We start from the raw sequence: 24,464 nt of genomic DNA on the forward strand, positions 1-24,464 counted from the left end.
CCTCCCCGGACAGCCTCCCCCCCGCCCCCCCCCCCCCCCCCCGCCCCCCCGCCCCCCCCCCCCGCGCCCCCCCCCCCCCCCCCCCCCCCCCCCCCCCCCGGGCCCCTTCGTGCGTCTCAGACCTGCGAGGAGTCCCGGTGCACGGCCGGCCGGCGGCTCGCGATGACCTTGTTCGCCAGGGCTCGCGGACTGGTCAGGAAGCCGAAGCCCCAGCTCAGGTGCATGGTCGCCAGGGCGACGGGGATCTGCGCCCGGGCCTTGATCCCGAGCCCCCGGCCCGCCGGGACGGAGCCCACGGCGATCGCCGCGAGATAGCCGGCCGGGACGGCGAAGCCCAGCGGGGTCACGGCCGCGCCCACGACCACGCCCGCGGCGACCGCGCAGACGAGGGTCGGCGGGGCGAGGTAGCGCAGGTTGATGGAGCCCGAGTGGTAGCGGGCCACCACGTGCCGCCAGCGCCCGTAGTCCTTGTACTGCTTGGCCAGGGCCCGTACGGAGCGGCGCGGACGGTACTGGACCATCAGCTCCGGCGAGAACCAGATCAGGCCGCCGGCCTCGCGGATGCGGAAGTTCAGCTCCCAGTCCTGGGCGCGGATGAACTCCTCGTTGTAGCCGCCCTGCTGTTCCAGGGCCTCGCGGCGGAAGACACCCAGGTAGACGGTCTCGGCCGGGCCGGCCTGGCCCCCGGTGTGGAAGGGCGCGTTGCCGACGCCGATCTTCGAGGTCATCGCCGCGGCGACGGCCTCTTCCCAGGCGTTCTCGCCCTCGGCGTGCATGATGCCGCCGACGTTCTGCGCGCCCGTCTCCTCCAGGAGGCGGACGGCGGTGGCGATGTAGTTCGGCGAAAGCATGCCGTGGCCGTCGACGCGTACCACGATCGGGTGACGCGAGGCCTTGATGGCGGCGTTGAGCGCCGCCGGGGTCCGGCCGGTGGGATTCGGGACGGTGTGGACTCGGGGATCCTCGGCGACGAGTTCGGCGGCGATCTCGTCGGTGCGGTCCGTGGACGGCCCGAGTGCGATCACCACCTCCATCTCGCCCGCGTACTCCTGTTCCAGGATGTGGCGGACGGAATCGCGGAGGTAGTGCTCCTCATCGAGCACCGGCATGATCACCGAGACTGCGGGCTGCTGGGCGGGCATGTGGTCCTTCAAGGTCGGGTATCGGTGTCACGTTACCGCGTACGGGGGAACCGGGTGCGCGCCGAGCGACCGGTACGGACAGCGGCTGATCGTATGGGCCTACTGTTCTGTCGCAATCAGCTGAATCCGGCCAGTGTCCGACTGGTCTTCCTGCTGCCCCCGCGGAGGTGTCCACCGTGCCCCAGCCGCACCGTCCCGCCCGTCCCGCCGGGCCGCCCCAGCCGCAGCGCGCCCGGCGCGGCGGAGGCGGTCCCACGCGGCGCCCGGACGGACGACCTCGGTGGGGAGTCCGGCTCGCGGCCGGGCTGTCGGTGGCGGTGCTCGGCTCCGGGGCCATCGGCCACGCCGTGATGACCGGCCTGGACACCGGGATCGAGCGGGTGGACCCGTTCAAGGACATGAAGAACCGCCCGCAGGCCGGACACGGGCTCAACTTCCTGCTGGTGGGCACCGACGGGCGGGAGAAGATCTCGCCGGAGGAGAAGCGCGAGTACCGCCTGGGCGGCGCGCCCTGCCACTGCACGGACACGATCATGCTCGTGCACCTGTCGGCGGACAAGGAGCGGGCCAGCGTGATCAGCCTGCCCCGCGACAGCTACGCCGAGGTGCCCGCCCACCGGGACCTGGTCTCCGGCAAGGCGCACAAGGCCCACCCGGTACGGCTGAACGCCGCGTACGCGGAGGGCGGCCCCAACCTGACCGTGCGCACCGTGGAGAACATGACCCGAGTGAAGATCGACCACTACCTGGAGGTCGACTTCACCAGCTTCATGAAGACGGTCGACGCGATGGGCGGCGTCGAGATCTGCACGGCCAAGACCATGCGCGACCGCAACACCGGCCTCGACCTGCTGCCCGGAAGCCACCGCCTCAGCGGCGGACAGGCCCTGCAGTACGTGCGCTCGCGCCATGTCGACGGGGCCTCCGACCTCGGCCGGATGCAGCGCCAGCAGCGCTTCATCGCCGCCCTGATCAAGCAGGCGACCGGGGGCGGGGTGCTGCTGAACCCGGTGAAGTTCAAGGAGGTCAGCTCCACCCTCCTCGGCTCGGTCCGGGCCGACAAGGACTTCGGGTCGGAGCAGATGCTGGCTCTCGGACAGGCGATGCGGGACTTCACCCCCTCCTCCTCGGAGTTCGCCTCGGTGCCCATCGGCAGCCCCTCCTTCCGCGTCAAGGGCATCGGGTCCACCGTGAAGTGGGACGAGCCCAAGGCGGCCAAGCTCTTCGAGGCGCTGCGTCAGGACCGGCCGCTGGCCCCGGCCCGGCCGGGGCGGACCGGCGGCGGCCCGCCCGCGGCGGTACCGGTGGACGTGCCCCCGCGCCAGGTCCGGGTCCAGGTGGAGAACGGCACCCGGATCGACGGGCTCGGCGGGCGGGTCGACGCCGCGCTGCGCGCCACCGGCTTCGACACCACCCGGGCCCCGGGCAACGGCGCCAGCCGTGACATCAAGCGCACGGTGATCACGTACGACCCGCGCTGGGACCGCTCCGCCCGGTCGGTGGCGACCGCGCTGCCGGGCAGCGAGCTGCGGGCCGTGGCGGGCCAGGGGCGGACGGTGCAGGTGATCGCGGGCGCGGACTACCGCAAGGTGGTGCCGGTGCGTGCCGAGGACCCGTACCAGGGTGCCTTCGGGGTGGTCACCGGCGACCAGGTGGTCTGCGGGGACTGAGGCCGGCCGGGGCGGAGCCGGCGATCGGCGGAGACGGCGGTCGGCGGAGACGGCGGTCGGCGGAGACGGCGATCGGCGGAGACGGCGGTCGGCGGGGACTCGGATCCGCAGGGGCCGGGCCGGCGGCTTCGGTGCGTCAGTCGTCGAAGCCCTGGGCCGCCCGCTCCTCGCGCAGCGCCATGATCGCCTGGCGGCGGGCCAGCCGGTGGGTGCGGCGGATCTGGGCCTCCTGGTAGCGCCGCTCGTCCTGTTCCGTCTCCGGGAGGACCGGCGGGACCTGGCGGGGCTTGCCCTCGGCGTCCACCGCCGCGAAGACGAGGTAGGCGCTGCCGACCTGAGTGGCGGGGGTGGACTCGTTCCACCGCTCCGCGAGGACGCGTACGCCGATCTCCATGGAGGAGCGGCCGGTCCAGTTGCACTGGGCCTTCACGTGGACGAGGTCGCCCACGCGCACGGGCGCGAGGAAGGCCATCTCGTCCATGGAGGCGGTGACCGCCGGGCCGCCGGAGTGGCGGCCGGCCACGGCGCCCGCCGCGTCGTCCACCAGCTTCATGATCACGCCGCCGTGCACCGTCCCGAGGAGGTTGGTGTCGTTGGCGCTCATGATGTGGCTGAGGGTCGTCCGGGAGGCCGCGGTCGGCTTTCCGGGCAGCTCGCCCGGTATCTGTGTCATACGGACACCTTAGATGGCCCGTGGAGGCATCAGCTCTGCAACAGCGGCGGTACGGAATACGGACCGGGCTGTCGGACCACGCGCCGGGGCAGGCATCCTAGGGCGCATGAATGACTGGCCAGAAGGTCGTGACGACGCGTACGGGCGCGGCAGCGCGCAGCCGCAGCCCGAGGGTGTGCAGCGGATGCGGCACATCCAGCGGCAGCCGCAGCCGCAGCAGCCCCAGCGGCCCCCGCAGCCCCCGCGCCCGCAGCGACCGGCGGGCCCCCCGCCCGCGCACGGCGTGCCCCCGCAGCAGGCGGGCGGCCACGACGCGTACGGCGGTTACGACAGCGGCTACAACACCGGCCAGGTCTACGGGGACCCCGCGGGCGGCGCTCCGGGCGGGCCGGGAGGCCCCGGCGGCCCCGGCGGGCTGTCCGGATCCGGCCGCCCCGGGCGGGCACCCGGCCCGGCCCCGGACTGGCGCAAGCGGATCAAGGTCGGCTCGATCGTGCTGGTCTCCGCGCTGCTGGTGACTTCCGTCTCCACCTACTTCTGGGCCGACTCCAAGGTGCGCCGCGAGGTGGACCTCGGCAAGGTCATCGAGCGCCCGAAGGAGGGCGACTGCACGACGTACCTGATCGTGGGCTCCGACAGCCGCGAAGGCATGTCCGCCGAGGAGAAGAAGAAGCTGCACACCGGCTCGGCCGAGGGCAAGCGGACCGACTCGATGATGATCCTGGCGAAGTGCTCCAGCGGGAACACCATGATCTCGCTGCCCCGCGACTCGGACGTGGAGATTCCCGCCTTCGTCGGCTCGCAGTCCGGCAAGAAGTTCGCCGCCCAGGGGCGCCGGGTCAAGCTCAACGCGGCGTACGCGGAGGACGGCCCCGAGCTGCTGGTGCGGACGGTGGAGCACAACACGGGCCTGCGCATCGACCACTACGCGGAGATCGGCTTCGCCGGCTTCGCGAACATCGTGGACGCGCTGGGCGGTGTGGAGCTCGACATCGAGGAGGGCTTCAAGGACGAGAAGTCGGGCGCCGACTTCAAGGCCGGCAAGCAGACCCTGAACGGCGAGCAGTCGCTGGCCTTCGTACGGACCCGGTACGCCTTCGCCGAGTCGGACCTCCAGCGGACGAAGAACCAGCAGAAGTTCCTGTCGGCGCTGGCCCATCAGGCCGCGACCCCGTCGACGATCCTCAACCCGTTCTCGCTCTACCCGATGCTGGGCGCGGGCCTGGACACCCTCATCGTCGACAAGGACATGGGCCTGTACGACATGGGCCAGATGTTCTTCGCGATGAAGGGCGTCAACGGCGGGGACGGGGTCTCGATGAACATCCCGATCTCCGGCCAGCGCGGCGGCAACCTCGTCTGGGACAAGGCGAAGGTGCAGCAGCTGGTGAAGCAGATCCAGAACGACGAGAAGGTCACCGTCCGCGGCAACTGACGGCGCTGCGCCCTCCCCGGACCGCGGTCACGCGTCCGGGGAGAAGCGGATCGCGGCGGCGGGCAGCCGGGCCTCGCACCACACCCGGGCGCCGCTGCGCAGTTCGTTGTCGGCGCCCACGGCCGCGCCGTCGCCGATGACGGCCCCGTCCAGTACGGTCCGCGCGCCGACCGAGGCGCCGGCGCCGATCAGACTGGCGTTGACCTGGGCGTCCGGGCCGATGACGGCGCCGTCGAGGACGATGCAGCCCTGGACGACCGCGCCCGCCTCGATGCGGGCGCCGGCGCCCACGACGGTGCCCCCGGAGAGCTTGGCCCCGGCCGCCACCTCGGCGCCCGGCAGGACCAGGGACTCGCCGCGGCGTCCGGGGACGGCCGGGGAGGAGACAACGCCGCGTACGAGGTCTGCGGAGGCCTGGATGATCGACTCGGGCTTGCCGAGGTCCATCCAGTAGGTGTTCTCGGTGACGCCGTGCAGCTTGGCCCCGGCGGCCAGCAGACCGGGGAAGGTCTCGCGCTCGACCGAGACCGGGCGGCCCGCCGGGATGGAGTCGATCACGCTGCGGCGGAAGACGTAGCAGCCGGCGTTGATCTGGTCGGTGATGATCTCCTCGGGGGTCTGCGGCTTCTCCGTGAAGGCCAGCACCCGCCCCTGGGAGTCGGTGGGGACCAGGCCGAAGGCGCGCGGGTCCTCGACCCGGACCAGGTGGAGGGAGACGTCGGCGTCGGCCGCCTCGTGGGACTCGACCAGGCCGGCGATGTCCAGGCCGGTGAGGATGTCGCCGTTGAAGACGAGGACGGAGGAGTCCGGGCCGCCGGTCAGGCGCTGCCCGGCGTTGCGGATGGCGCCGCCGGTCCCGAGGGGCTCGTCCTCGACCACGTACTCGAGGCTGAGGCCGAACTCGGATCCGTCGCCGAAGTAGGGCTCGAAGACCTCGGCGAGGTAGCAGGTGGCCATCACGATGTGCGTGACACCGGCGGCGGCGGCCCTGGCTATCTGGTGGGCGAGGAACGGGACACCGGCCGTGGGAACCATCGGCTTGGGCGTGTTCACCGTCACGGGGCGCAGGCGCGTCCCTTGTCCGCCGACCAGCAGGATCGCTTCCGTCATTGCGTTCTCCCCAACCGATTCCGGCGTACGAAGGTCCAAATTTAGCCCATCCGGGGGCGCCCGGAGTCCGGTGCCGGATGTGTCCACCGGTGCGCTCACGCGTGGGTTCGCCGCACTCGATGTGTCATGAAATGACCGGGTTCGGCACCCCGTCAGGAGGCGAACGGACTGGCATGGCCGGGCAGTTGGCGCCCCGGCTGCAGGAAGCGCTGCCTGCCGTGCTCGTCCCGGACCGGGACGAACCCGGCGTCCGTCAGTCGCCGGGCGATCCGCTGCCGGCGGATCGCGCCCAGCTTGAAGGCGCCGCCCAGGAACGCCGCGAGCGCCGCGCCGCCGGCCAGCGCGGCGATCGGCATCCCGAGGACGAGCAGCATGAGGACCACGGCTCCGCAGGACCCCCAGGCGATCGCCTTCTGCCGCTTGTCCGCGGCCTGGGCCATGACGTCGAGCATGATCCTGTCCTTCAGCCGGGCCACGGCCTCCTGCGCTTCGGGGAGCGGCTTGATCGTCCCCGGCCGCAGTCCCGGCACCGTCCCGCCGTTGCCGGCCTGCGGATGGGCGGTGATGGTCGCCGCTTCGCGGGCACGCGCCTCGGGGTGCGGGTCCCGGTACATCCGCACCAGGATCTGCATGTCGTTGTGCCCCGTCCGGTGCGCCCGGTCGTACGCGTAGCCGTACTGCTCCGCGACGTGGGCCAGGACGGCCACCCGGGCGACCGTCTGCTCCGGACCGATCTCGACGAGGTCCTGGCGGGCGATCTGCCCGAGCATCGCCGCCATCCGGCGTTCCGTGAACATGCTTGCTTCCGCCCCACCTGCGCGCCTACGGCTGACAGCCGCACAGCCTAGGGGATGTCCTGCCCGGCGCCGCATGCGCGAACGTCCCCCGGCCGCCTGCCGGGGGAGTTCGCGTCGCTGCAGGTCAGGTGCCCGCTACGGCAGGTTGCGGGCCATGACGATCCGCTGGACCTGGTTGGTGCCCTCGTAGATCTGCGTGATCTTGGCGTCGCGCATCATGCGCTCCACCGGGTAGTCACGGGTGTAGCCGTAGCCGCCGAGCAGCTGGACGGCGTCCGTGGTGACCTCCATGGCCACGTCGGAGGCGAAGCACTTGGCCGCGGCGCCGAAGAAGGTCAGGTCCTCGTGGGCGCCTCCGGCGGAGACGCGCTCCGAGCGGGCGGCGGCCGCGTAGGTCAGCTGGCGGGCGGCCTCGATCTTCATGGCCATGTCCGCGAGCATGAACTGCACGCCCTGGAAGTCGCCGATCGGCTTGCCGAACTGCTTGCGCTCCTGGACGTAGCCCTTGGCGTAGTCCAGGGCGCCCTGGGCGATGCCGAGCGCCTGGGCCGCGATGGTGATGCGGGTGTGGTCCAGGGTCTTCATCGCGGTGGCGAAGCCGGTGCCCTCGGCGCCGATCATGCGGTCGGCCGGGATCCGGACGTTGTCGAGGTAGACCTCGCGCGTCGGGGAGCCCTTGATGCCGAGCTTCTTCTCCGGGGCGCCGAAGGACACGCCCTCGTCGGACTTCTCGACGACGAAGGCGCTGATGCCCTTGGAGCGCTTCTCGGGGTCGGTGACGGCCATCACCGTGTAGTACTCGGAGACGCCCGCGTTGGTGATCCAGCGCTTGACGCCGTTGAGCACCCAGAAGTCCCCGTCGCGCACGGCGCGGGTCTTCATGCCGGCGGCGTCGGAGCCCGCGTCCGGCTCGGAGAGCGCGTACGAGAACATCGCGTCGCCCTTGGCCAGCGGGCCCAGGTACTTGGCCTTGAGCTCCTCGGAACCGGAGAGGATCACCGGGAGCGAGCCGAGCTTGTTCACGGCCGGGATGAGGGAGGAGGAGGCGCAGACGCGGGCCACCTCCTCGATCACGATCACGGTGGCGAGGGCGTCGGCGCCCGCGCCGCCGTAAGTCTCGGGCACGTGGACGGCGTGCAGGTCGCTGGCGACCAGGGCGTCCAGGGCCTCCTGCGGGAAGCGGGATTCCTCGTCGACCGCGGCGGCGAACGGCAGGATCTTCGCCTCGGCGAGCGAGCGGACCGACTCGCGGAGCATGTCGTGCTCCTCGGCCGGGCGGTACAGGTCGAAGTCGGCAGAACCCGCCAAGATCTCTCACTCCCCAGGGTGATGCGTGATGCTAACTACCGTTAAGTAACCCAAGCTTAGTGGGCCCGTCACGGATGGCGATATGGACGGCCCACGTGAGTTGCGTGACAGCGGTGTCGACAGCAGTGGCTCCTGGGGACCGTCCCCGCCGGTGGGCCCGACTATGCTCAGTGGCCGCAAACGGCCCCGCACCTCTGGAGCACCCATGGCCCCCCTCAGGATCACTGTGATCGGCACCGGCTACCTCGGCGCGACCCACGCCGCGGCGATGGCGGAGCTGGGCTTCGAGGTCCTGGGACTGGACGTGGTGCCCGAGAAGATCGAGATGCTGGCGTCCGGCCGGGTGCCGATGTACGAGCCCGGGCTGGAGGAACTGCTGGCCCGGCACGTGGCCGGACTGCCCGGCTCCACGGGACGGCTGCGGTTCACGACCTCCTGGGAGGAGGTCGGTGCGTTCGGCGACGTCCACTTCGTGTGCGTGAACACCCCGCAGAAGCACGGCGAGTACGCCTGCGACATGTCCTACGTCGACTCCGCGATGGCCTCGCTGGCCCCGCACCTGACCCGGCCGGTCCTGGTCGTCGGCAAGTCCACGGTCCCGGTCGGATCGGCGCAGCGGCTGGCGGCGAAGCTCACGGAGCTGGCCCCGGCGGGCGAGGACGTGGAGCTGGCCTGGAACCCGGAGTTCCTGCGGGAGGGCTTCGCCGTGCAGGACACCCTGCACCCCGACCGGATCGTGATCGGCGTCCAGGGCGAGCGCGGCGAGAAGCTGCTGCGGGAGGTCTACGAGACGCCGATGTCCGAGGGGACGCCGCTGGTCGTCACCGACTTCCCGACGGCGGAGCTGGTGAAGACCGCCGCCAACTCCTTCCTCGCCACCAAGATCTCCTTCATCAACGCGATGGCGGAGGTCTGCGAGGCCGCCGGCGGTGACGTCGTCAAGCTGGCCGAGGCCATCGGCTACGACGAGCGGATCGGCGCGAAGTTCCTGCGCGCCGGGATCGGCTTCGGCGGCGGCTGCCTGCCGAAGGACATCCGGGCCTTCATGGCGCGCGCCGGTGAGCTGGGCGCCGACCAGGCGCTGACCTTCCTGCGCGAGGTCGACTCCATCAACATGCGGCGCCGCGGGCACATGGTCGAGCTGGCCCGGGAGGCCGTGGGCGGCTCGTTCCTCGGCAAGCGGGTCGCCGTGCTCGGAGCCACCTTCAAGCCGGACTCGGACGACGTCCGCGACTCCCCCGCGCTGAACGTGGCCGGGCAGATCCACCTCCAGGGCGGCCAGGTCACCGTCTACGACCCCAAGGGCATGGACAACGCCCGGCGCGTCTTCCCGACCCTCGGCTACGCGGACTCCGCGCTGGCGGCGGCCCGGGGCGCCGAGGTCGTCCTCCACCTCACCGAGTGGCGCGAGTTCCGCGACCTCGACCCGGCCGAGCTCGCCGGCGTCGTCACCGACCGCCTCGTCCTCGACGGCCGCAACGCGCTCGACCCGGTGCGGTGGCGCGCCGCGGGCTGGACCTACCGCGCGATGGGCCGCCCGCGGGCCTAGGCCTCTGGCCGGGCCGGGATACGGCTGCGGGCGCGGGTCCGTTGCCGCGGGCTTCGCCTCCGGACCCCCGCGCCTCAAACGCCGGCGGGGCTGAGTTCAGCTCAAACGCCGGCGGGGCCGGAGTTCAGCGGCGGTGCTGGGCGGCGCGGGAGGTGAACTCCGCGTCGCGGACGACGCGCAGGGCGTTGCCCCAGGTCAGCAGGGCCACCTCGGACTCGGGCCAGCCGCGCTCCAGCAGCTCCGCGATCAGCCGCGGGTAGCCCGAGGGGTCGGTCAGGCCCGTCGGGCGGGGGTGGCCCGGCGCGGCGCCGAAGGTGGCGCCGAGTCCGACGCTGTGCGGGCCCGCGATGGCCCGTACGTGGTCGAGGTGGTCGGCCACCGCATGCAGGGAGTCCCCGGTGCGCGCGCCGTCGAAGGTGACCATCGCGAGCCCGTTGGCCTCCCGCAGCGCGGCCAGCACCTCGTCGGTCACGTTCCCCGGATGCGGGTTCAGCGAGGCCGCCGCCGTGTTCGAGATGATCACCGGGGCCTTGGAGGCCCCCGTGATCTGGCAGGCGACCGCCGGCGGGCAGCCCGTGAGGTCCAGCAGGATCGCCAGCCGGTTCGCCTCCCGGACCACCTCGTGGCCGAAGGCCGTCAGCTCCTCCAGCGCCCAGGGCGCCCCGGCGGGCGCGAGGACGCGTACGCCCAGCGCGTGGAACGCGCGCAGCGCGCCCAGGGAATCGGTCAGCGTGCGGCCGGGCACCGGGCCCAGGAACGAGGCGATCCGGCCCCGGTTGCGGGCGTCCGCCATGTCGTCGGCGCTGAGCGCCAGGCACAGGCTGTCCGGGTAACGGCGCATCAGGGTCAGCGCCGTGTCGATCTGGTCCAGCGTGCCCGAGAGCACCTGGTCACCGGCGGCGTCCTCGCGCGCCGGGGCCGACGGCCCGAGCAGGGACCAGAACTGGGCCCCCACTCCCCCGGCGCGCAGCCGCGGGATGTCGGTGTCCACGCCCGTGTCCGAGGTCTCGATGTCGTGGTACGGGCTCTGGTGCAGGGTCCAGACAAGGGTGTTGCACCCGTCGGCCACGGGATGGACGGCCAGCAGCGCGGCGGCCCGGTCGAGGGCGCCCGCCGCAGCCGCCACCGCGGGTACGGGGAGGTCTTCGGCTCCGATGCCCACGGAGTGGGGTTCATCCTGCAGGTCGGCCATGGCATACGCTCCGGTCTCGGCGGCAGCAGGGAGAGATGCTGCCACCGTGACATGTGGGACGGCAGGGACGCCCGGCGGACGCAGCGTTCGAGTGAACCCGCAGGTCACACCCTGTCACCGCACCCGCCGGGCACCGCGTCCGCTACCGGATCACCGCTGGATCAGCCCTGGAGCACCGCGTTCGACGGGCCCCGGGACGCCCCGAGCTCCCGGGCCACCGACTCCGCGTCGCGCAGCACCCGTACCGCGTTCGACCAGGTCAGCTTCGCCAGATCGGCCTTGGACCAGCCGCGCGTGAGCAGCTCGGCGACGAGGTTCGGGTAGCCCGCCACGTCGTCCAGGCCGGACGGGGTGAAGGCCGTGCCGTCGTAGTCCCCGCCGATGCCGATGTGGTCGATGCCGGCCACCTCGCGCATGTGGTCCAGGTGGTCCGCCACCGTGGCGGCCGTGGCCACCGGGCGCGGGCGCTGCGCCTCGAAGGCACGGTGCAGGGCCATCGCCTCGGGGGTGGTGTCCAGGTGGTGGAAGCCGTGCGCGCGCAGGTTCTCGTCCGCGGCCAGGGTCCACTCGACCGCCGCCGGGAGGATGAACTTCGGCACGAAGGTGGCCATCGCCACCCCGCCGTTGCCCGGCAGCGTCGCCAGCACGTCGTCGGGGATGTTGCGCGGGTGGTCGCAGACCGCGCGCGCCGAGGAGTGCGAGAAGACCACCGGCGCGGCCGAGACCGCGATCGCGTCCCGCATCGTCGTCGCGGCGACGTGCGAGAGGTCCACCAGCATGCCGACGCGGTTCATCTCGCGGACGACCTCGCGGCCGAAGTCGGTCAGACCGCCGTGCCGGGGCTCGTCGGTCGCCGAGTCCGCCCAGTCGATCGTGTCGTTGTGCGTGAGCGTCATGTACCGCACGCCCAGCCGGTGCAGGGCGCGCAGGGTGGCGAGCGAGTTGTTGATGGAATGGCCGCCCTCGGCCCCCATCAGCGAGGCGATCCGGCCGTCGGCGCGGGCCGCCTCCATGTCGTCCGCCGTCAGCGCCCGCACGAGGTCGCCGGGGTAACGGTCGATCAGCTGGGCGACCACGTCGATCTGCTCCAGGGTGGCGCTGACCGCCTCGTCGCCGGCGTAGTCGGAGCGCACGTAGACCGACCAGAACTGCGCGCCGACCCCGCCGGCGCGCAGCCGGGGGATGTCGGTGTGCAGGTGGGCGGACTGGTCGCCCGCGATGTCCCGTTGTGCCAGGTCGTAGCGCACCTGCTGACGCAGCGCCCAGGGCAGGTCGTTGTGGCCGTCCACGACGGGGTGCTCGGCCAACAGCTCGCGCGCCTCGTCCAGACGCTGCGCCGCGCTCACTTTCCGAACCCGAAGGACTCCGCGCTCGCGACCTTCGTACGCAGCCGCTTGCCCTTCTCGGTGGCCTGGTCGTTGAGCTCCTGCTGGAAATCGCGCATCCGGGCCAGCAGCTCCTTGTCGTGGGCGGCCAGCATCCGTACGGCCAGCAGCCCCGCGTTGCGCGCCCCGGCGACCGAGACGGTGGCGACGGGAACCCCGGCCGGCATCTGGACGATCGACAGCAGCGAGTCCATGCCGTCGAGGTACTTCAGCGGCACCGGCACGCCGATGACCGGCAGCGGGGTGACCGAGGCGAGCATGCCGGGCAGGTGGGCGGCCCCGCCCGCGCCCGCGATGATCGCCTTCAGCCCTCGGTCGGCGGCCCGCTCCCCGTACTCGATCATCTCGCGCGGCATCCGGTGGGCGGACACGACGTCGACTTCGTAGGGGATCTCGAACTCGTCCAGGGCCTGGGCGGCCGCCTCCATGACGGGCCAGTCCGAGTCGGATCCCATGACGATGCCGATGACGGGGGCCTGGGAACTGGTGCTCATGAATCTCCTCGCATGGAAACCCCGGCCTGCGAGCCGGGGACAGACCTGGTGCCGACCCGGAGTTCCGAAGCGACGTCGTGCCGCTGCGCGACGCCTTGGCGCAGGCTCGCGTCCGGGTCCTGGGGACAACTTCTCACTCGGTGATCGTTCCCCTGAGGTAGCCGGCCGCGTGGCGTGCGCGTTCCAGCACATCGTCCAGGTCGTCGCCGTAGGTGTTGACGTGGCCGACCTTGCGGCCGTGCTTCACGTCCTTGCCGTACATGTGGATCTTCAGTTGGGGGTCGTGGGCCATGCAGTGCAGGTACGCCGCGTACATGTCGGGATACTCCCCGCCCAGCACGTTCGCCATGACCGTCCAGCGGGCGCGGGGGCGCGGGTCGCCGAGGGGAAGGTCCAGGACCGCCCGGACGTGGTTGGCGAACTGTGAGGTCACGGCCCCGTCCTGGGTCCAGTGGCCGCTGTTGTGCGGGCGCATCGCCAGCTCGTTGACCAGGATCCGGCCGTCGGTGGTCTCGAACAGCTCCACGGCCAGGTGGCCGGTCACGCCGAGTTCGTCGGCGATGCGCAGGGCGAGGGTCTGGGCCTCGCCCGCGAGGGCCTCCGAGAGGTTCGGGGCCGGGGCGATCACCGTGTCGCAGACCCCGTCCACCTGGACGGACTCCACGACGGGATAGGCGACCGCCTGTCCGTGCGGGGAGCGGACGATGTTGGCCGCGAGCTCGCGGACGAACTGGACCTTCTCCTCCGCGAGGACCGGGACGCCCGCCTTGAAGGGGGCCTCCGCGTCCTCGGGGGTGCGGACGAACCACACCCCCTTGCCGTCGTACCCGCCCCGCACGGTCTTGAGGATGACGGGGAACCCGCCCACCTCTTCCGCGAAGGCGGCCACGTCGTCCGGATCGCTCACGATCCGGTGGCGGGGGCTGGGCGCGCCGATCTCGTCGAGCTTGGCGCGCATCACCCCCTTGTCCTGGGCGTGTACCAAAGCGTCGGGCCCCGGGCGGACGGGGATGCCGTCCGCTTCCAGGGCCCGCAGGTGCTCCATGGGTACATGCTCGTGGTCGAAGGTGATCACGTCACAACCGCGCGCGAAGGCTCGCAACGTCTCCAGATCGCGATAGTCGCCGATGACGACATCGCTCACGACCTGGGCCGCCGAGTCCTGCGGGGTGTCACTGAGGAGCTTGAATCTGATGCCGAGGGGGATACCCGCCTCGTGGGTCATGCGGGCGAGCTGACCGCCGCCGACCATGCCGACTACCGGGAACGTCACACCTCCAGGGTATCCGCCGGTATTCCGCCATCCGGACGTGCCCCTGGCCCGATCTGTCCGTGTGCCGTGCGTCGCAGGCTGCCGGAAGGCACAGACGGAGCACAGGGGGGAGACTTAGCATGGGTGGGTTGACGGAGAACACCGGACGCCCCGTAAGCGGGCGGTGACCGACAGGACTGACCTACTGATGACCACGCCGGGCGGATCTGTCCTCGAACGCGTACGCGGCCTCGTACGGGAGGTCGCCAAGTTCGGGGCGGTCGGCGGTCTGGGAGTCCTGGTCAACCTGGGTGTCTTCAACCTGATCCGCAACACGACGGACCTTCAGGTCGTGCGCGCGAGCGTGATAGCCACCGTCGTGGCCATCACCACGAACTACCTCGGCTTCCGCTACTTCACCTACCGGGACCGCGCCCAGAGCGGCCGGACCCGCGAGCTGACCCTCTTCGCCGCGTTCAGCGGCATCGGCCTGGTCATCGAGAGCGGCGTGCTCTACGCCGCCACGTACGGCTTCGGCTGGGACGGCCCGGTCGCGAGCAACGTGTTCAAGTTCATCGGCATCGGGACCGCCACCGTGTTCCGCTTCTGGTCGTACCGGACCTGGGTCTTCAAGGCCCTGCCCGCGCCGGCCGAGCCGACGGAGCCCATGCCGGACCCGGCGCCCGTGCCGAAGCCGGAGCGCCGGCCGGAGCCGCTGCCCGAGCCGGAGCCCGCGAACAACTAGGGGGTGTCCGGGCCGCCGCTAGCGCACCGTCGTCGGCGGTTCGGCCGGTTCCGGCGCCGTGCGGCTGAGGAACAGCGCGAACACCGGCGGCTGGGTCTGGAGCAGCTCCAGCCGTCCGCCGTCCGCCTCGGCCAGGTCCCGGGCCACCGCGAGGCCGATCCCGGTGGAGTTGCGGCCGCTGATGGCCCGCTCGAAGATCCGGTTGCCGAGGTCCGGCGGGACCCCCGGCCCCTCGTCCGTGACCTCCAGCACCGCCTGGTTGCCGATCACCCGGGTGCGCAGCGCGACCGTGCCGCCGCCGTGCATCAGGGCGTTCTCGACGAGGGTGGCGAGCACCTGGGAGACCGCGCCCGGGGTGCCGACGGCGCGCACGCCCTGCCGGCCGGAGCGGACGATGGCCCGTCCCGCGCTGCGGTAGGCCGGCCGCCACTCCTCCACCTGCTGCTTGACGACCTCGTCCAGGTCGAAGGGGACCGCCGAGCCCGTCCGCGGGTCCCGCGAGTTCGTGAGCAGCCGCTGTACGACGTCCGTGAGCCGTTCCACCTGGGTCAGGGCGATCGTCGCCTCCTCCCGCACGGTCGCCAGGTCCTCGGTGACCGTGATCTCCTCCAGCCGCATGGAGAGTGCCGTGAGGGGGGTGCGTAGCTGGTGGGAGGCGTCCGCGGCCAGGCGCCGCTCGGCCGTGAGCATGCGCGCGATGCGCTCGGCGCTGGAGTCCAGTACGTCCGCGACGCGGTCCAGCTCGGGGACCCCGTACCGCTTGTGCCGGGGCCGCGGGTCGCCGGATCCGAGCCGCTCCGCCGTCTCGGCCAGGTCGGTGAGCGGGGAGGCCAGCCGGTTGGCCTGCCGTACGGCGAGCAGTACGGCCGCCACGACGGCCAGCAGGGCCACGGCGCCGACCACGGCGAGGGTCCGTCCGACCTCGCGGGTCACGGTGGAGCGGGACTCCTCGACGACCACGACCTCGCCCTGCTCCCCGCGGGCGGTGCCGCGGATGACGCTGTCGGGGATCGGGGCCCCGACGTGCACGGCCGACTGGCCGGGGATGGTGATCCGCGCGTAGTGGCCGGCGTCCAGCTGTTCGCCGAGGGCCACGGGGTCGATCGGTTTCTTCTCCAGGACGTTCGCCTCGACGATGCCCACGAGCCGCAGCGCCTCGGACTCGATGCGGTCCTGGGCGCTGCTGGTGATGGTCCGGGTCTCCACGATGACGAGGGAGACCCCGAAGACGGCGATCACGACGAGCACCACGGCGAGCGTGGAGTTGATGAGGCGGCGGCGCATGCCCTAGAGCATGCCCCAGGTGAGGCCCGGGGAGGCCGTCAGCTCTGCCGTCGCTCTGCGGTCGCCCGGCGGATCGCTCTGGGTCAGCTCTTCTCGAAGCGGAATCCGACGCCGCGCACGGTGGCGATGTAGCGGGGGTTGGCGGCGTCGTCGCCCAGCTTCTTGCGCAGCCAGGAGATGTGCATGTCGAGGGTCTTGGTGGAGGACCACCAGGTGGTGTCCCAGACCTCGCGCATCAGCTGGTCGCGGGTGACGACCCGGCCGGCGTCGCGGACCAGGACCCGCAGCAGGTCGAACTCCTTGGCGGTGAGCTGGAGCTCCTCCTCCCCCATCCAGGCGCGGTGCGACTCGACGTCGATCCGCACGCCGTGGGTGGCGGGGGGCTGGAGGGCCTCGGTGGCGCCGCGCCGGAGCAGGGCCCGGACCCGGGCGAGCAGCTCGGCCAGGCGGAAGGGCTTGGTCACGTAGTCGTCGGCGCCGGCGTCCAGGCCGACGACCGTGTCGACCTCGTCCGCGCGGGCGGTGAGGACCAGGATCGGGAAGCCGTGGCCCTCGGCGCGCAGCCGGCGGGCGACCTCCAGGCCGTCCATGCCCGGCAGGCCCAGGTCGAGGACGACGAGGTCGACGCCGCCCTGCAGTCCCGCGTCCAGGGCGGTGGGGCCGTCCTCCCGGACCTCGACCTCGTACCCCTCCCGGCGCAGGGCGCGGGCCAGGGGCTCCGAGATGGATGCGTCGTCCTCGGCGAGCAGTACACGCGTCATGTGGGTGATGGTAGTGCGCGGCGGCTGAAAGCAGGGGCCCGCCTACAGACCCCTCTCTATCTGGGGTTATGAACTACTAAGCGCCTTCGAATATGGTCGAACGGTTCCCGGCGCGCCTTGTGATCCATCTCTCAAGTCCTTTCAAATGCCACTGTGTCGTGTCGTATGGTGGCGAGACGCCTGATGCACTACCTCAGGGACCTTTGTGCCGAAAAGCGAGCCAAGGGTCTCTCTTCTGTCCTGATCGGACAGGCAGTCTTGTTGGACTCACCTGTCCGGGCTTGATGACAGTGAATGACCTGTGGGCCGGGCCCCTCCGCGCTGTGCGCGGGCGGGCGTGGATCCCGGTTACGGATGTTCCTTCGCCTCCCACCCCATGAGGGGGCGAGACCCCGAGGCGTGGGGTGGGAGATCCGTCGCCGGTGCCGGCCACCCCCCACCGGGCGCGGATGAGCTCACGAAGCCAAGCGTCCCGAGCAAGCAAGGATCGACCATGGCTTCCAGCCTGACGACGGCTTCTCCGAGCCCCGCTCACGAGAAGACCCTCCTCGGCCACCCGATCGGCCTGGCCACGCTGTTCATGACCGAGATGTGGGAGCGCTTCTCCTACTACGGCATGCGTGCGCTTCTCGTCCTGTACCTGGTCTCCGGCGGTGCGGACGCCGCGACCGGGAGCCAGGGCGGTGGCCTGGGCTTCAAGATGGGCGTCGCCACGGCGATCTACTCCGTGTACGTGGCCATGGTCTACCTGATGGCCATGCCCGGTGGCTGGTTCGGCGACCGCGTCTGGGGCGCCCGCAAGACCGTCACCATCGCCAGCTTCGTGATCATGGCCGGTCACGTGGCGCTGGCGCTGCCCGGCCAGATCTCGTTCTTCGCGGGTCTGGTGCTGGTCGCGGTCGGCTCCGGTCTGCTGAAGGCCAACATCTCCACGATGGTCGGCCACCTGTACGCCGGCCCGGACGACCCGCGCCGTGACGGCGGCTTCACGCTGTTCTACATCGGCATCAACCTGGGTGCCTTCGGTGCCCCGTGGGTCATCGGCATCGTCGGTGAGACCGTCAGCTGGCACCTCGGCTTCCTGCTCGCCGCCATCGGCATGGCCCTCGGCCTGGCCATGTTCCTGATCTTCGGCCGCACGCTCAGCCCGACGAGCAGCATCGTCCCGAACCCGCTCTCGGTCACCGAGCGCAACAGCCTCGTCGTCAAGGTCGCCGCGGTCGTCGCGGTCGTCGGCGCCTTCTACGGCACCGTGGTCGCGCTGGGCATGTTCACCATCAACTGGGCGCTGTACCCGATCACCATCGCCGGTCTGGTCATCCCGGTCACCGTGCTGGTGCGCATCAAGCGGGACAAGGGCCTGTCGGGTCCCGAGCAGTCCAAGATGTCGGCGTACATCTGGTTCTTCGTCGCCGCCGCCGCGTTCTGGATGATCTACGACCAGGGTGGCTCGACGCTCTCCCTGTTCGCCGACAACAGCACCGGCTCGATCTTCGGCTGGACCCCGTCCACCGTTCTGTACCAGGCGCTGAACCCGCTGTTCGTCATGGCACTGGCCCCGCTCTTCGCCTGGGCGTGGCTGTGGCTGGCCCGCAAGAACCAGGAGCCGAACACCATCGTGAAGTTCGCGATGGCCCTGGTCCTGGTCGGCGCGTCCTTCTTCATCTTCATCATCCCGATGAGCATGGCGGGCGACGGCACCAAGGTGTCGCCGATGTGGCTCGTCTCGATCTACATGATCCAGACCATCGCCGAGCTGTGCCTCTCCCCGGTCGGCCTCTCGGTCACCACCAAGATGGCGCCGCAGAAGTACGCCTCCCAGATGATGGGCGTCTGGTTCCTCGCGGTCACCGCCGGTGACTGCACCACCGGTCTGCTCGCGCTGGCCGGCGTGGACCTGAACGGCACGATCATCATCGGCCTCCAGGCCGCCGCGGCGGCGCTCGCGGGTGTCGCGGTCTACATGTACCGCAAGAACGTCCAGGCCCTGATGGGCAACGTGCACTGACGCACACCACCGCAGAGCGACGGAACGGCCCGGCACACCGAAAGGCGTGCCGGGCCGTTCCGTCGTACGCCGGCGGGTTACCGCATGCCGCGCAGGCGGCGCCACGGGGTGAAGGTGAACACCGCGCCGCCGAGCAGGATCACGGTGCCGGCGACCAGGGCCAGCGCCTTGATGCCGCCCTCGTCCTCGGCGCCGGTCTCGGCGAGGCCGCCGCCCGAGGTGGTGCTGCCGGAGGCGGAGGAGGAGCCGGATCCGCCCGGCTGGGCGGCGGTGTCCAGTTCCAGCGAGACGCCGCTGCTCGTCGCCTTGCAGGGGACGTTGATCGGGGTGGCTCCGGGGGCCATCGTGACGTCGATCGTCAGCTGGTCCGGGCTCAGCGTCACCTTGCCGCTCTTGCCGGGCTTGAAGGTGCCGGTCATGTCGCTGAGGCTGACCGGGGCCTTGTCCGGGATCGGCTCGGCATTGGCCGGGCCGGAGACCTTGACGGTGCCGCTGTCCGCCCCGCCGAGCTTCACGTCCATCGAGGGCTTGAGGGCTCCTGCGGGCAGGGCCATGGGCGCCGCCATCGCGCCCTTGGCGGTCTTGACCGTCAGGTCGTAGCTGCCGCCGTTCTTCTTGGCGTTGATCGTGACCGGGGTCTTGATGCCGCCGGGGACGACCGGCCCGCAGTCGAAGGCCACCTCGACGGCCTTGCCCGGGAAGTCGGTCTGGCCGCCCCCGCCGCCGGTGGTGGAGCCGCCCGAGGTCGTACCGCCCGTGGTGGTCGTGGAGCCGCCGGTCGTGGAGCCGCCGGTCGTGGTGCCGCCGGTGGTCGTACCGCCCGTGGTGGTGCCGCCCGTGGTCGTACCGCCTGTCGTCGTACCGCCGCTGGAGCCGGCGGACACGTCGATGGTGGCCCCGACGCCCACGGTGCCGGTCGGCGCGCACTTGGTGACGAACGTGCCGAAGGAGAAGGTGACGGCCACGTCGTACTTGCCGGGGGTCAGCGTGATCTTCCCGGCCTTGGTGAGCTTCAGTTTGCCCTTCATCACGGACATCTGCATGGGCGCCTTCTTCGGGATCGGCGGGTTCTTCTTCTCCCCGACGACCTTCAGCTCGCCTCCCCCGCTCACGGTGATCCAGCCGGTGGGCTGGACCGCGTCCTGCGGGATGTCCATCAGGTCCGTGTTGTTCGAGGCCGGCTTCACCGTCTCCCAGGACACGTCGACCTCGTCGCCGACCTTCGCCGAGGCCGGAGCGGTGACCTTGGCGGTGGTCTCCCCCTCCACCGGACTGCCGCCCCCGGCCGGGGGAACGCACTTGACGTTGAACTTGGTCTCCGCGGCCTGGGCGGGAGTAGCCCCCATGGCAATACCGGCGCCGCCGAGCAGCAGCGCGATCACGGCCGCGCTCACCCTCCGTTGGGTTTTCACGAATGTCCCTTCGTCGTCGAACGGTTCTCAGACGGTGCGGACGCCTGTGGTGCTGTGCCCGGCGCGCTGTCCGGGGTGAACCACGGCAGGACCGCCGTGGTGGTCGGGGGGGACGGCTCCGGGCGGTCGGGGCCCGGGGCCGGCGCAGGGGTCCGCAGGGCCGGGATCCTCGGCAGCCGGGCCGTCACGGCCGCGGCCGCGTCGGGGAGCCGGGCGCCCCGGTGGCGGCCGGCGGCGGTCGCGGCGCGCGGCCGGACCCGGTCGACGACGGCCATGCCGACACGGAAGACCGCGGCCGGGATCACCAGCAGGAGCAGGCCCCAGAAGAGCAGCACCCCGTACGGGCGGTCCACGCCCCAGGGCTGGGCGGCCACCACGGTCTCGCCGTACTTGAGGGAGATCGTGTAGTCCCCGTGGGCGCCCGCGGAGAGGGCGACGTCGAGTGCGATCTCCGCCTTGCCGCCGGGCGGGATGGTGCCCTTCCAGCGGGCCTCCTCCCACAGGGGGGCGAACACCCCGTGCGCGGTGCCGAGCTGGAAGACCGGGTCCTTGACCGGGACCGGGCCGAGATTGCCGACGGTGACCTTGAACTTCCGGGTGGGAGGGGCTCCGAACCAGGTCAGCACCCCGTCCTCGCCCTCCAGCCGGACGCCGGTGAGCATCGCGAGGCGGGCCGTGCCGGATGCGGCGGGCAGCTCGGCGACCGGGTGGTCGGTGATCTTCAGGGGGGTCGCGACGGTGGACTGGTCGCCGTTGACGGAGGTGACGTTGACGATGCAGGGGCAGGGCTTGGGCGGTGCCACCACGGGCAGCCGGGCGGTGAAGCTCCCGTCGGCGGCGACCGAGACGGCGGCGCCGTCGGCGTTGGCGCAGCTGTTGGTGCCGCCGATCATGTTCTGCCCGCAGACCAGCAGCATCACCAGGGTCCTGGCCGGCCAGCCGGTGCCGGTGACGGTGATCCCGGTGCCCTTGGCGGCCTCCTGGAGCGAGAGCGCCACGGTCGGTTTGCCCTCGGCCGCTGCGGCCGGGGCCGCGGGGAGCAGGGCGAGGGCGCACACCGCCAGCCCCGCGGCGAGCAGGGCTGCGACTCTTCTCACCTGGTGGCTCCCGTCAGTTCGTGGTGCGGTGCAGGGGCCGGTCCGGCCGCGGCCGGCGCCTCCGGCGCCGGTTCCGGGCCGGGACGTCGGCCGCGTACGCGGTACAGCGCGGCCGCGGTGGCCGCGCCGAGGGCGAGCAGGCCGGCCCCGGTCCAGCCGGCGAGGGCCCGGGGGACGAGCCAGCGCGATCCGGTGGCGACCGCGCGGGCGCCGCCGGGAGCCGTCACGGTGAGGGTGACGCGGACCCGGTCGAGGGCCGGGGCGCCGGGCCAGGGCTCGGTGAGCTCCACCCGCTGGCCGGGGAGCAGTTCCACCGGCAGGGTGCGGCCGCGGGGTGGTGCGGACACCGCGCCGATGAGGGCCTCGGCGCGGATGCGGAGCTCGGGGGTGAGGGCCACGTTGCCGCGGTTGACGAGGGTGTAGGCGACGACGGCGGCCGCGCCCCGGCCCCGTACGGTCACGTCCTCGACGGTGAGGGCGGCCAGGGTGGGGCCGCCGACCCGCAGGTGGACCCGTACGCCGACCTCGTGGCCGCCCTCGGTCGCGATCACGGCGGCGGGGTGGTCGCCGGGCGGGGACGCGGGCGGCACGGTGAGCGTGAAGGGGACCACGGCGCGGGTGCGGGGCGGGACCGTCACGGTGGTGGCGGTCCCGAAGCTGATCCAGGAACCGGCCCCGGACCCGGTGGTGGCGGGGGCGGTGCCGGTCGCCGGGCGGACCGCGAAGGCGCCGTCGGCGGTGTTGTAGGCGTCGGCCCCGCGCAGCGTGATGGTGCGCTCCCGGTCGGTGGTGTTGACCAGGGCGAGGCTGTCCTCCAGCACGCTGCCGGGGGCGCCCGCCATGTAGTAGTAGGGGCGCGGGTAGTAGGGGCGCGGGTAGTTAGGGCGCGTGGAGTCCGGGCGGGCGGCGGTCGCCGTCCCGGCGGCGGGCTCGGCGGTCCAGCCCGGCTCGTCGGCGGCCGCCGGGTGCGCGGGGGCCGCGTACAGCGCGGTGGCGGCGAGCAGGAGGACGACGCCGGCGCGCCTGAGGGTGTGGAGCACGGGCATGACCGGGTCGCTCCGTTCAGGACCGGGCCCGCTGGCCGCTCCGGGTCAGCCAGAGCACTCCGGCGGCGCCGGAGAGCAGCACGGTGCCGCCGAGGGTGCCGAGGGCGAGGGCGGAGTCGGTGGGCCCGGTCTGCGGGAGGGTGTCGCCGGTGGCGCCCGGGGTGGTGTCGCCGCCGGACGGGGCACCGCCGCCGCCGGCCGCCGTGACGTCCAGTTCCAGCGACGGTCCCGGGCTGTTGCCGGGGGTGCAGGTGGTCGTGGTGCTCATCGCCGTGATGGTGAGCACCCCGGCGGTGAATGTGACCTTGCCGCTCTTCTTGGGCGTGTACGTGCCCGAAAGGTCGGTGATCTTGATGGGTGTGTCCGGGGGTATCGCCTCGGGGTTGGGCGGACCCGAGACCGGGACGGACACCTTCTCGGCGCCGCCGACGAGGATGACGGCGCTGGGGCTCATCGCGCCCTTGCCGAGTTCGATCGGGCTGGACGAGACGCCCTTCTGGAAGGACATCGTCAGCTTGTACCCGTCGCCCTCCTTGACGGCCTTGATGTCGATGGGCGACACGGCCGACTTGTCCCCGATCGGGGTCTTGCAGTCGTAGGCCACGTCGACGACGGCGGCACGGGCCGCGGGGGCGGTGAGCAGCACCGCCGAACCGGCCAGCGCGGAGGCCAGCGCGAGCGCGGTGGAACGTTTGCAGTCGGACACCTTCGTCTTCCCCTCGAGCCACAGATAACTGACGACACATCAGATCGGTGGCTCAAGGTACGCCCGGGGTCTTACGGAGGGAAGACAAAGGACAACCCGGGATTGACTGTTCGTCAGTACCGGCGCAGGCCCCGCTGCCAGACACCGGAAACGAGGGGGACGCCCGGCCGGTAGGCGAGGTGGACATGGCTCGGGGCGTCCAGCAGGGCCAGGTCGGCGCGGGCTCCCGGGGCCAGGACGCCGATGTCGTCGCGGCGCAGCGCGCGGGCGCCGCCGGCGGTGGCCGACCAGAGCGCCTCGTCGGGGGTCATCCCCATGTCGCGGACGGCGAGCGCGATGCAGAACGGCATGGAACTCGTGTAGGAGGAGCCGGGGTTGCAGTCCGTGGACAGGGCGACGGTCGCACCCGCGTCGATCAGGCGGCGGGCGTCGGGCCACTGGGCGCGGGTGGAGAACTCGGCGCCGGGCAGCAGGGTGGCGACCGTGGTCCCGGCGGCCTGCGCGAGGGCGTCGACGTCGGCGTCGGTGAGGTGGGTGCAGTGGTCGGCGGAGGCGGCCTCCAGCTCGACGGCGAGCTGCACGCCGGGCCCGTAGGAGAGCTGGTTGGCGTGCACGCGCGGGATCAGCCCGGCGGCGGCGCCGGCGGTGAGGATCGCGCGGGCCTGCTCCCCGTCGAAGGCGCCCTTCTCGCAGAAGACGTCCACCCAGCGGGCGTACGGGGCGCAGGCGGCCAGCATCTCGCCGGTGACGAGGTCGACGTAGCCGGCCGGGTCCTCGGCGTAGTCGGGGGAGACGATGTGCGCGCCGAGGTAGGTGACCTCCTCGGTGTGCGCGGCGGCGATGCGCAGGGCGCGGGCCTCGTCGGCGACGGTGAGGCCGTAGCCGGACTTGGTCTCGAAAGTGGTGGTGCCCTGGCGGCGGGCCTCGTCGAGGTGGCGCACCAGGTTGGCCTCCAGCTCGGCGTCGGTGGCGGCGCGGGTGGCGGCGACGGTCGTGCGGATGCCTCCGGCGGAGTAGCTGCGGCCGGACATGCGGGCGTTGAACTCGGCGGTGCGGTCGCCGGCGAAGACGAGGTGGGAGTGGGAGTCGACGAAGCCGGGGATGACGGCCCGACCCTGCGCGTCGAAGCTCTCGTCCGCGGCCGGAGCCTGTGTCGCGGGGCCGACCCAGACGACCTTCTCGTCCTCGATGACGACGGCGGCGTTCTCGATCAGGCCGAGGGGGGAGCCGTCGCCTGCGGCGGGGTCGTTGGTGACGAGGCTGCCGATGTTGGTGATTGCGGTGGTGGTCACGGGGGTTCCTCTCAGAGCTTGTTGTCCCCGCCCCGCCCTTTCGCCGTTTCCCGGGGCGCTGCCCGGACCCCGCGCCTCAAACGCCGGCGGGGCCGGATCTTCCAGC

At 72.1% G+C, this 24,464-nt stretch carries 21 protein-coding genes; 5 read left to right on the top strand and 16 right to left on the bottom strand.

What is annotated here, in order from left to right:
* Positions 1-116: 116 nt before the first annotated feature.
* Positions 117-1,142 (bottom strand): glycosyltransferase family 2 protein, encoded by a 1,026-nt coding sequence (locus ACGFZK_RS23575; protein WP_393850832.1) that lies wholly within the window; start codon positions 1,140-1,142, stop codon positions 117-119.
* Between the two features lie 167 nt (positions 1,143-1,309).
* Here ACGFZK_RS23575 and ACGFZK_RS23580 point away from each other — a divergent pair, with 167 nt between their 5' ends.
* Entirely contained in the window at positions 1,310-2,812 is a 1,503-nt protein-coding gene (locus tag ACGFZK_RS23580; protein WP_393850833.1) for an LCP family protein, read from the top strand.
* Between the two features lie 136 nt (positions 2,813-2,948).
* Here the strand turns inward: ACGFZK_RS23580 and ACGFZK_RS23585 are convergent, their stop codons facing one another.
* A complete protein-coding gene (locus ACGFZK_RS23585) occupies positions 2,949-3,485 on the bottom strand; it encodes an acyl-CoA thioesterase (RefSeq protein ID WP_393850834.1) in 537 nt (178 codons plus the stop codon).
* A 106-nt stretch (positions 3,486-3,591) separates the two neighbouring features.
* On the opposite strand from ACGFZK_RS23585, the gene ACGFZK_RS23590 reads away from it, so the two are divergent.
* Positions 3,592-4,920 (top strand): LCP family protein, encoded by a 1,329-nt coding sequence (locus ACGFZK_RS23590; protein WP_393850835.1) that lies wholly within the window; start codon positions 3,592-3,594, stop codon positions 4,918-4,920.
* A gap of 27 nt (positions 4,921-4,947) precedes the next feature.
* Here ACGFZK_RS23590 and ACGFZK_RS23595 read toward each other — a convergent pair whose 3' ends face one another.
* The 3 genes from ACGFZK_RS23595 to ACGFZK_RS23605 form a co-directional block, all read right to left on the bottom strand.
* Positions 4,948-6,030: a sugar phosphate nucleotidyltransferase gene (locus ACGFZK_RS23595; RefSeq protein WP_393850836.1), complete on the bottom strand. Its 1,083-nt coding sequence runs from the start codon at positions 6,028-6,030 to the stop codon at positions 4,948-4,950.
* Positions 6,031-6,182: 152 nt separating this feature from the next.
* Complete coding sequence (locus ACGFZK_RS23600; RefSeq protein ID WP_393850837.1) at positions 6,183-6,827, bottom strand: hypothetical protein; 645 nt, start codon at positions 6,825-6,827, stop codon at positions 6,183-6,185.
* Positions 6,828-6,962: 135 nt separating this feature from the next.
* Positions 6,963-8,135 (bottom strand): acyl-CoA dehydrogenase family protein, encoded by a 1,173-nt coding sequence (locus ACGFZK_RS23605; RefSeq protein WP_393850838.1) that lies wholly within the window; start codon positions 8,133-8,135, stop codon positions 6,963-6,965.
* Positions 8,136-8,340: 205 nt separating this feature from the next.
* Between ACGFZK_RS23605 and ACGFZK_RS23610 the strand changes: the two genes are divergently transcribed.
* Positions 8,341-9,684 (top strand): UDP-glucose dehydrogenase family protein, encoded by a 1,344-nt coding sequence (locus tag ACGFZK_RS23610; protein WP_393850839.1) that lies wholly within the window; start codon positions 8,341-8,343, stop codon positions 9,682-9,684.
* 124 nt (positions 9,685-9,808) lie between these two features.
* Here the strand turns inward: ACGFZK_RS23610 and ACGFZK_RS23615 are convergent, their stop codons facing one another.
* The 4 genes from ACGFZK_RS23615 to ACGFZK_RS23630 form a co-directional block, all read right to left on the bottom strand.
* Complete coding sequence (locus tag ACGFZK_RS23615; protein ID WP_393850840.1) at positions 9,809-10,876, bottom strand: membrane dipeptidase; 1,068 nt, start codon at positions 10,874-10,876, stop codon at positions 9,809-9,811.
* A 161-nt stretch (positions 10,877-11,037) separates the two neighbouring features.
* On the bottom strand, positions 11,038-12,222 hold the full coding sequence (locus tag ACGFZK_RS23620; RefSeq protein WP_393850841.1) for a dipeptidase: 1,185 nt from the start codon (positions 12,220-12,222) through the stop codon (positions 11,038-11,040).
* Positions 12,219-12,755 (bottom strand): 5-(carboxyamino)imidazole ribonucleotide mutase, encoded by a 537-nt coding sequence (gene purE / locus ACGFZK_RS23625; RefSeq protein WP_393850842.1) that lies wholly within the window; start codon positions 12,753-12,755, stop codon positions 12,219-12,221. The genes ACGFZK_RS23620 and purE overlap by 4 nt, the downstream gene beginning before the upstream one ends.
* 133 nt (positions 12,756-12,888) lie before the next feature.
* Positions 12,889-14,007 carry a 5-(carboxyamino)imidazole ribonucleotide synthase gene (locus ACGFZK_RS23630; RefSeq protein ID WP_393850943.1) on the bottom strand — a complete coding sequence of 373 codons (1,119 nt, stop codon included), beginning with the start codon at positions 14,005-14,007 and terminating at the stop codon, positions 12,889-12,891.
* 208 nt (positions 14,008-14,215) lie between these two features.
* Between ACGFZK_RS23630 and ACGFZK_RS23635 the strand changes: the two genes are divergently transcribed.
* On the top strand, positions 14,216-14,752 hold the full coding sequence (locus ACGFZK_RS23635; RefSeq protein ID WP_393850843.1) for a GtrA family protein: 537 nt from the start codon (positions 14,216-14,218) through the stop codon (positions 14,750-14,752).
* A gap of 18 nt (positions 14,753-14,770) precedes the next feature.
* Here the strand turns inward: ACGFZK_RS23635 and ACGFZK_RS23640 are convergent, their stop codons facing one another.
* Positions 14,771-16,036: an ATP-binding protein gene (locus ACGFZK_RS23640; protein ID WP_393850844.1), complete on the bottom strand. Its 1,266-nt coding sequence runs from the start codon at positions 16,034-16,036 to the stop codon at positions 14,771-14,773.
* Between the two features lie 83 nt (positions 16,037-16,119).
* Positions 16,120-16,797: a response regulator transcription factor gene (locus tag ACGFZK_RS23645; RefSeq protein ID WP_030724697.1), complete on the bottom strand. Its 678-nt coding sequence runs from the start codon at positions 16,795-16,797 to the stop codon at positions 16,120-16,122.
* A gap of 493 nt (positions 16,798-17,290) precedes the next feature.
* Between ACGFZK_RS23645 and ACGFZK_RS23650 the strand changes: the two genes are divergently transcribed.
* Positions 17,291-18,805, top strand: a complete 1,515-nt coding sequence (locus ACGFZK_RS23650; RefSeq protein ID WP_393850845.1) for a peptide MFS transporter — start codon at positions 17,291-17,293, stop codon at positions 18,803-18,805.
* Positions 18,806-18,882: 77 nt separating this feature from the next.
* Here the strand turns inward: ACGFZK_RS23650 and ACGFZK_RS23655 are convergent, their stop codons facing one another.
* From ACGFZK_RS23655 to hutI, 5 genes are all read right to left on the bottom strand, one after another.
* On the bottom strand, positions 18,883-20,199 hold the full coding sequence (locus ACGFZK_RS23655) for a hypothetical protein (protein ID WP_393850846.1): 1,317 nt from the start codon (positions 20,197-20,199) through the stop codon (positions 18,883-18,885).
* Between the two features lie 14 nt (positions 20,200-20,213).
* Positions 20,214-21,314, bottom strand: a complete 1,101-nt coding sequence (locus ACGFZK_RS23660) for a hypothetical protein (protein WP_393850847.1) — start codon at positions 21,312-21,314, stop codon at positions 20,214-20,216.
* Positions 21,311-22,360, bottom strand: coding sequence for a hypothetical protein (locus ACGFZK_RS23665; protein ID WP_393850848.1), 1,050 nt, complete (start codon positions 22,358-22,360; stop codon positions 21,311-21,313). Before ACGFZK_RS23665 ends, ACGFZK_RS23660 begins: the two co-directional genes overlap by 4 nt.
* A gap of 16 nt (positions 22,361-22,376) precedes the next feature.
* Positions 22,377-23,066 carry an LPXTG cell wall anchor domain-containing protein gene (locus ACGFZK_RS23670; RefSeq protein ID WP_393850849.1) on the bottom strand — a complete coding sequence of 230 codons (690 nt, stop codon included), beginning with the start codon at positions 23,064-23,066 and terminating at the stop codon, positions 22,377-22,379.
* A 113-nt stretch (positions 23,067-23,179) separates the two neighbouring features.
* A complete protein-coding gene (hutI, locus tag ACGFZK_RS23675; RefSeq protein ID WP_393850850.1) occupies positions 23,180-24,358 on the bottom strand; it encodes an imidazolonepropionase in 1,179 nt (392 codons plus the stop codon).
* Between the last annotated feature and the right edge of the window lie 106 nt (positions 24,359-24,464).

The organism is Streptomyces sp. NPDC048257, from assembly GCF_043201855.1.
Lineage (GTDB): Bacteria > Actinomycetota > Actinomycetes > Streptomycetales > Streptomycetaceae > Streptomyces.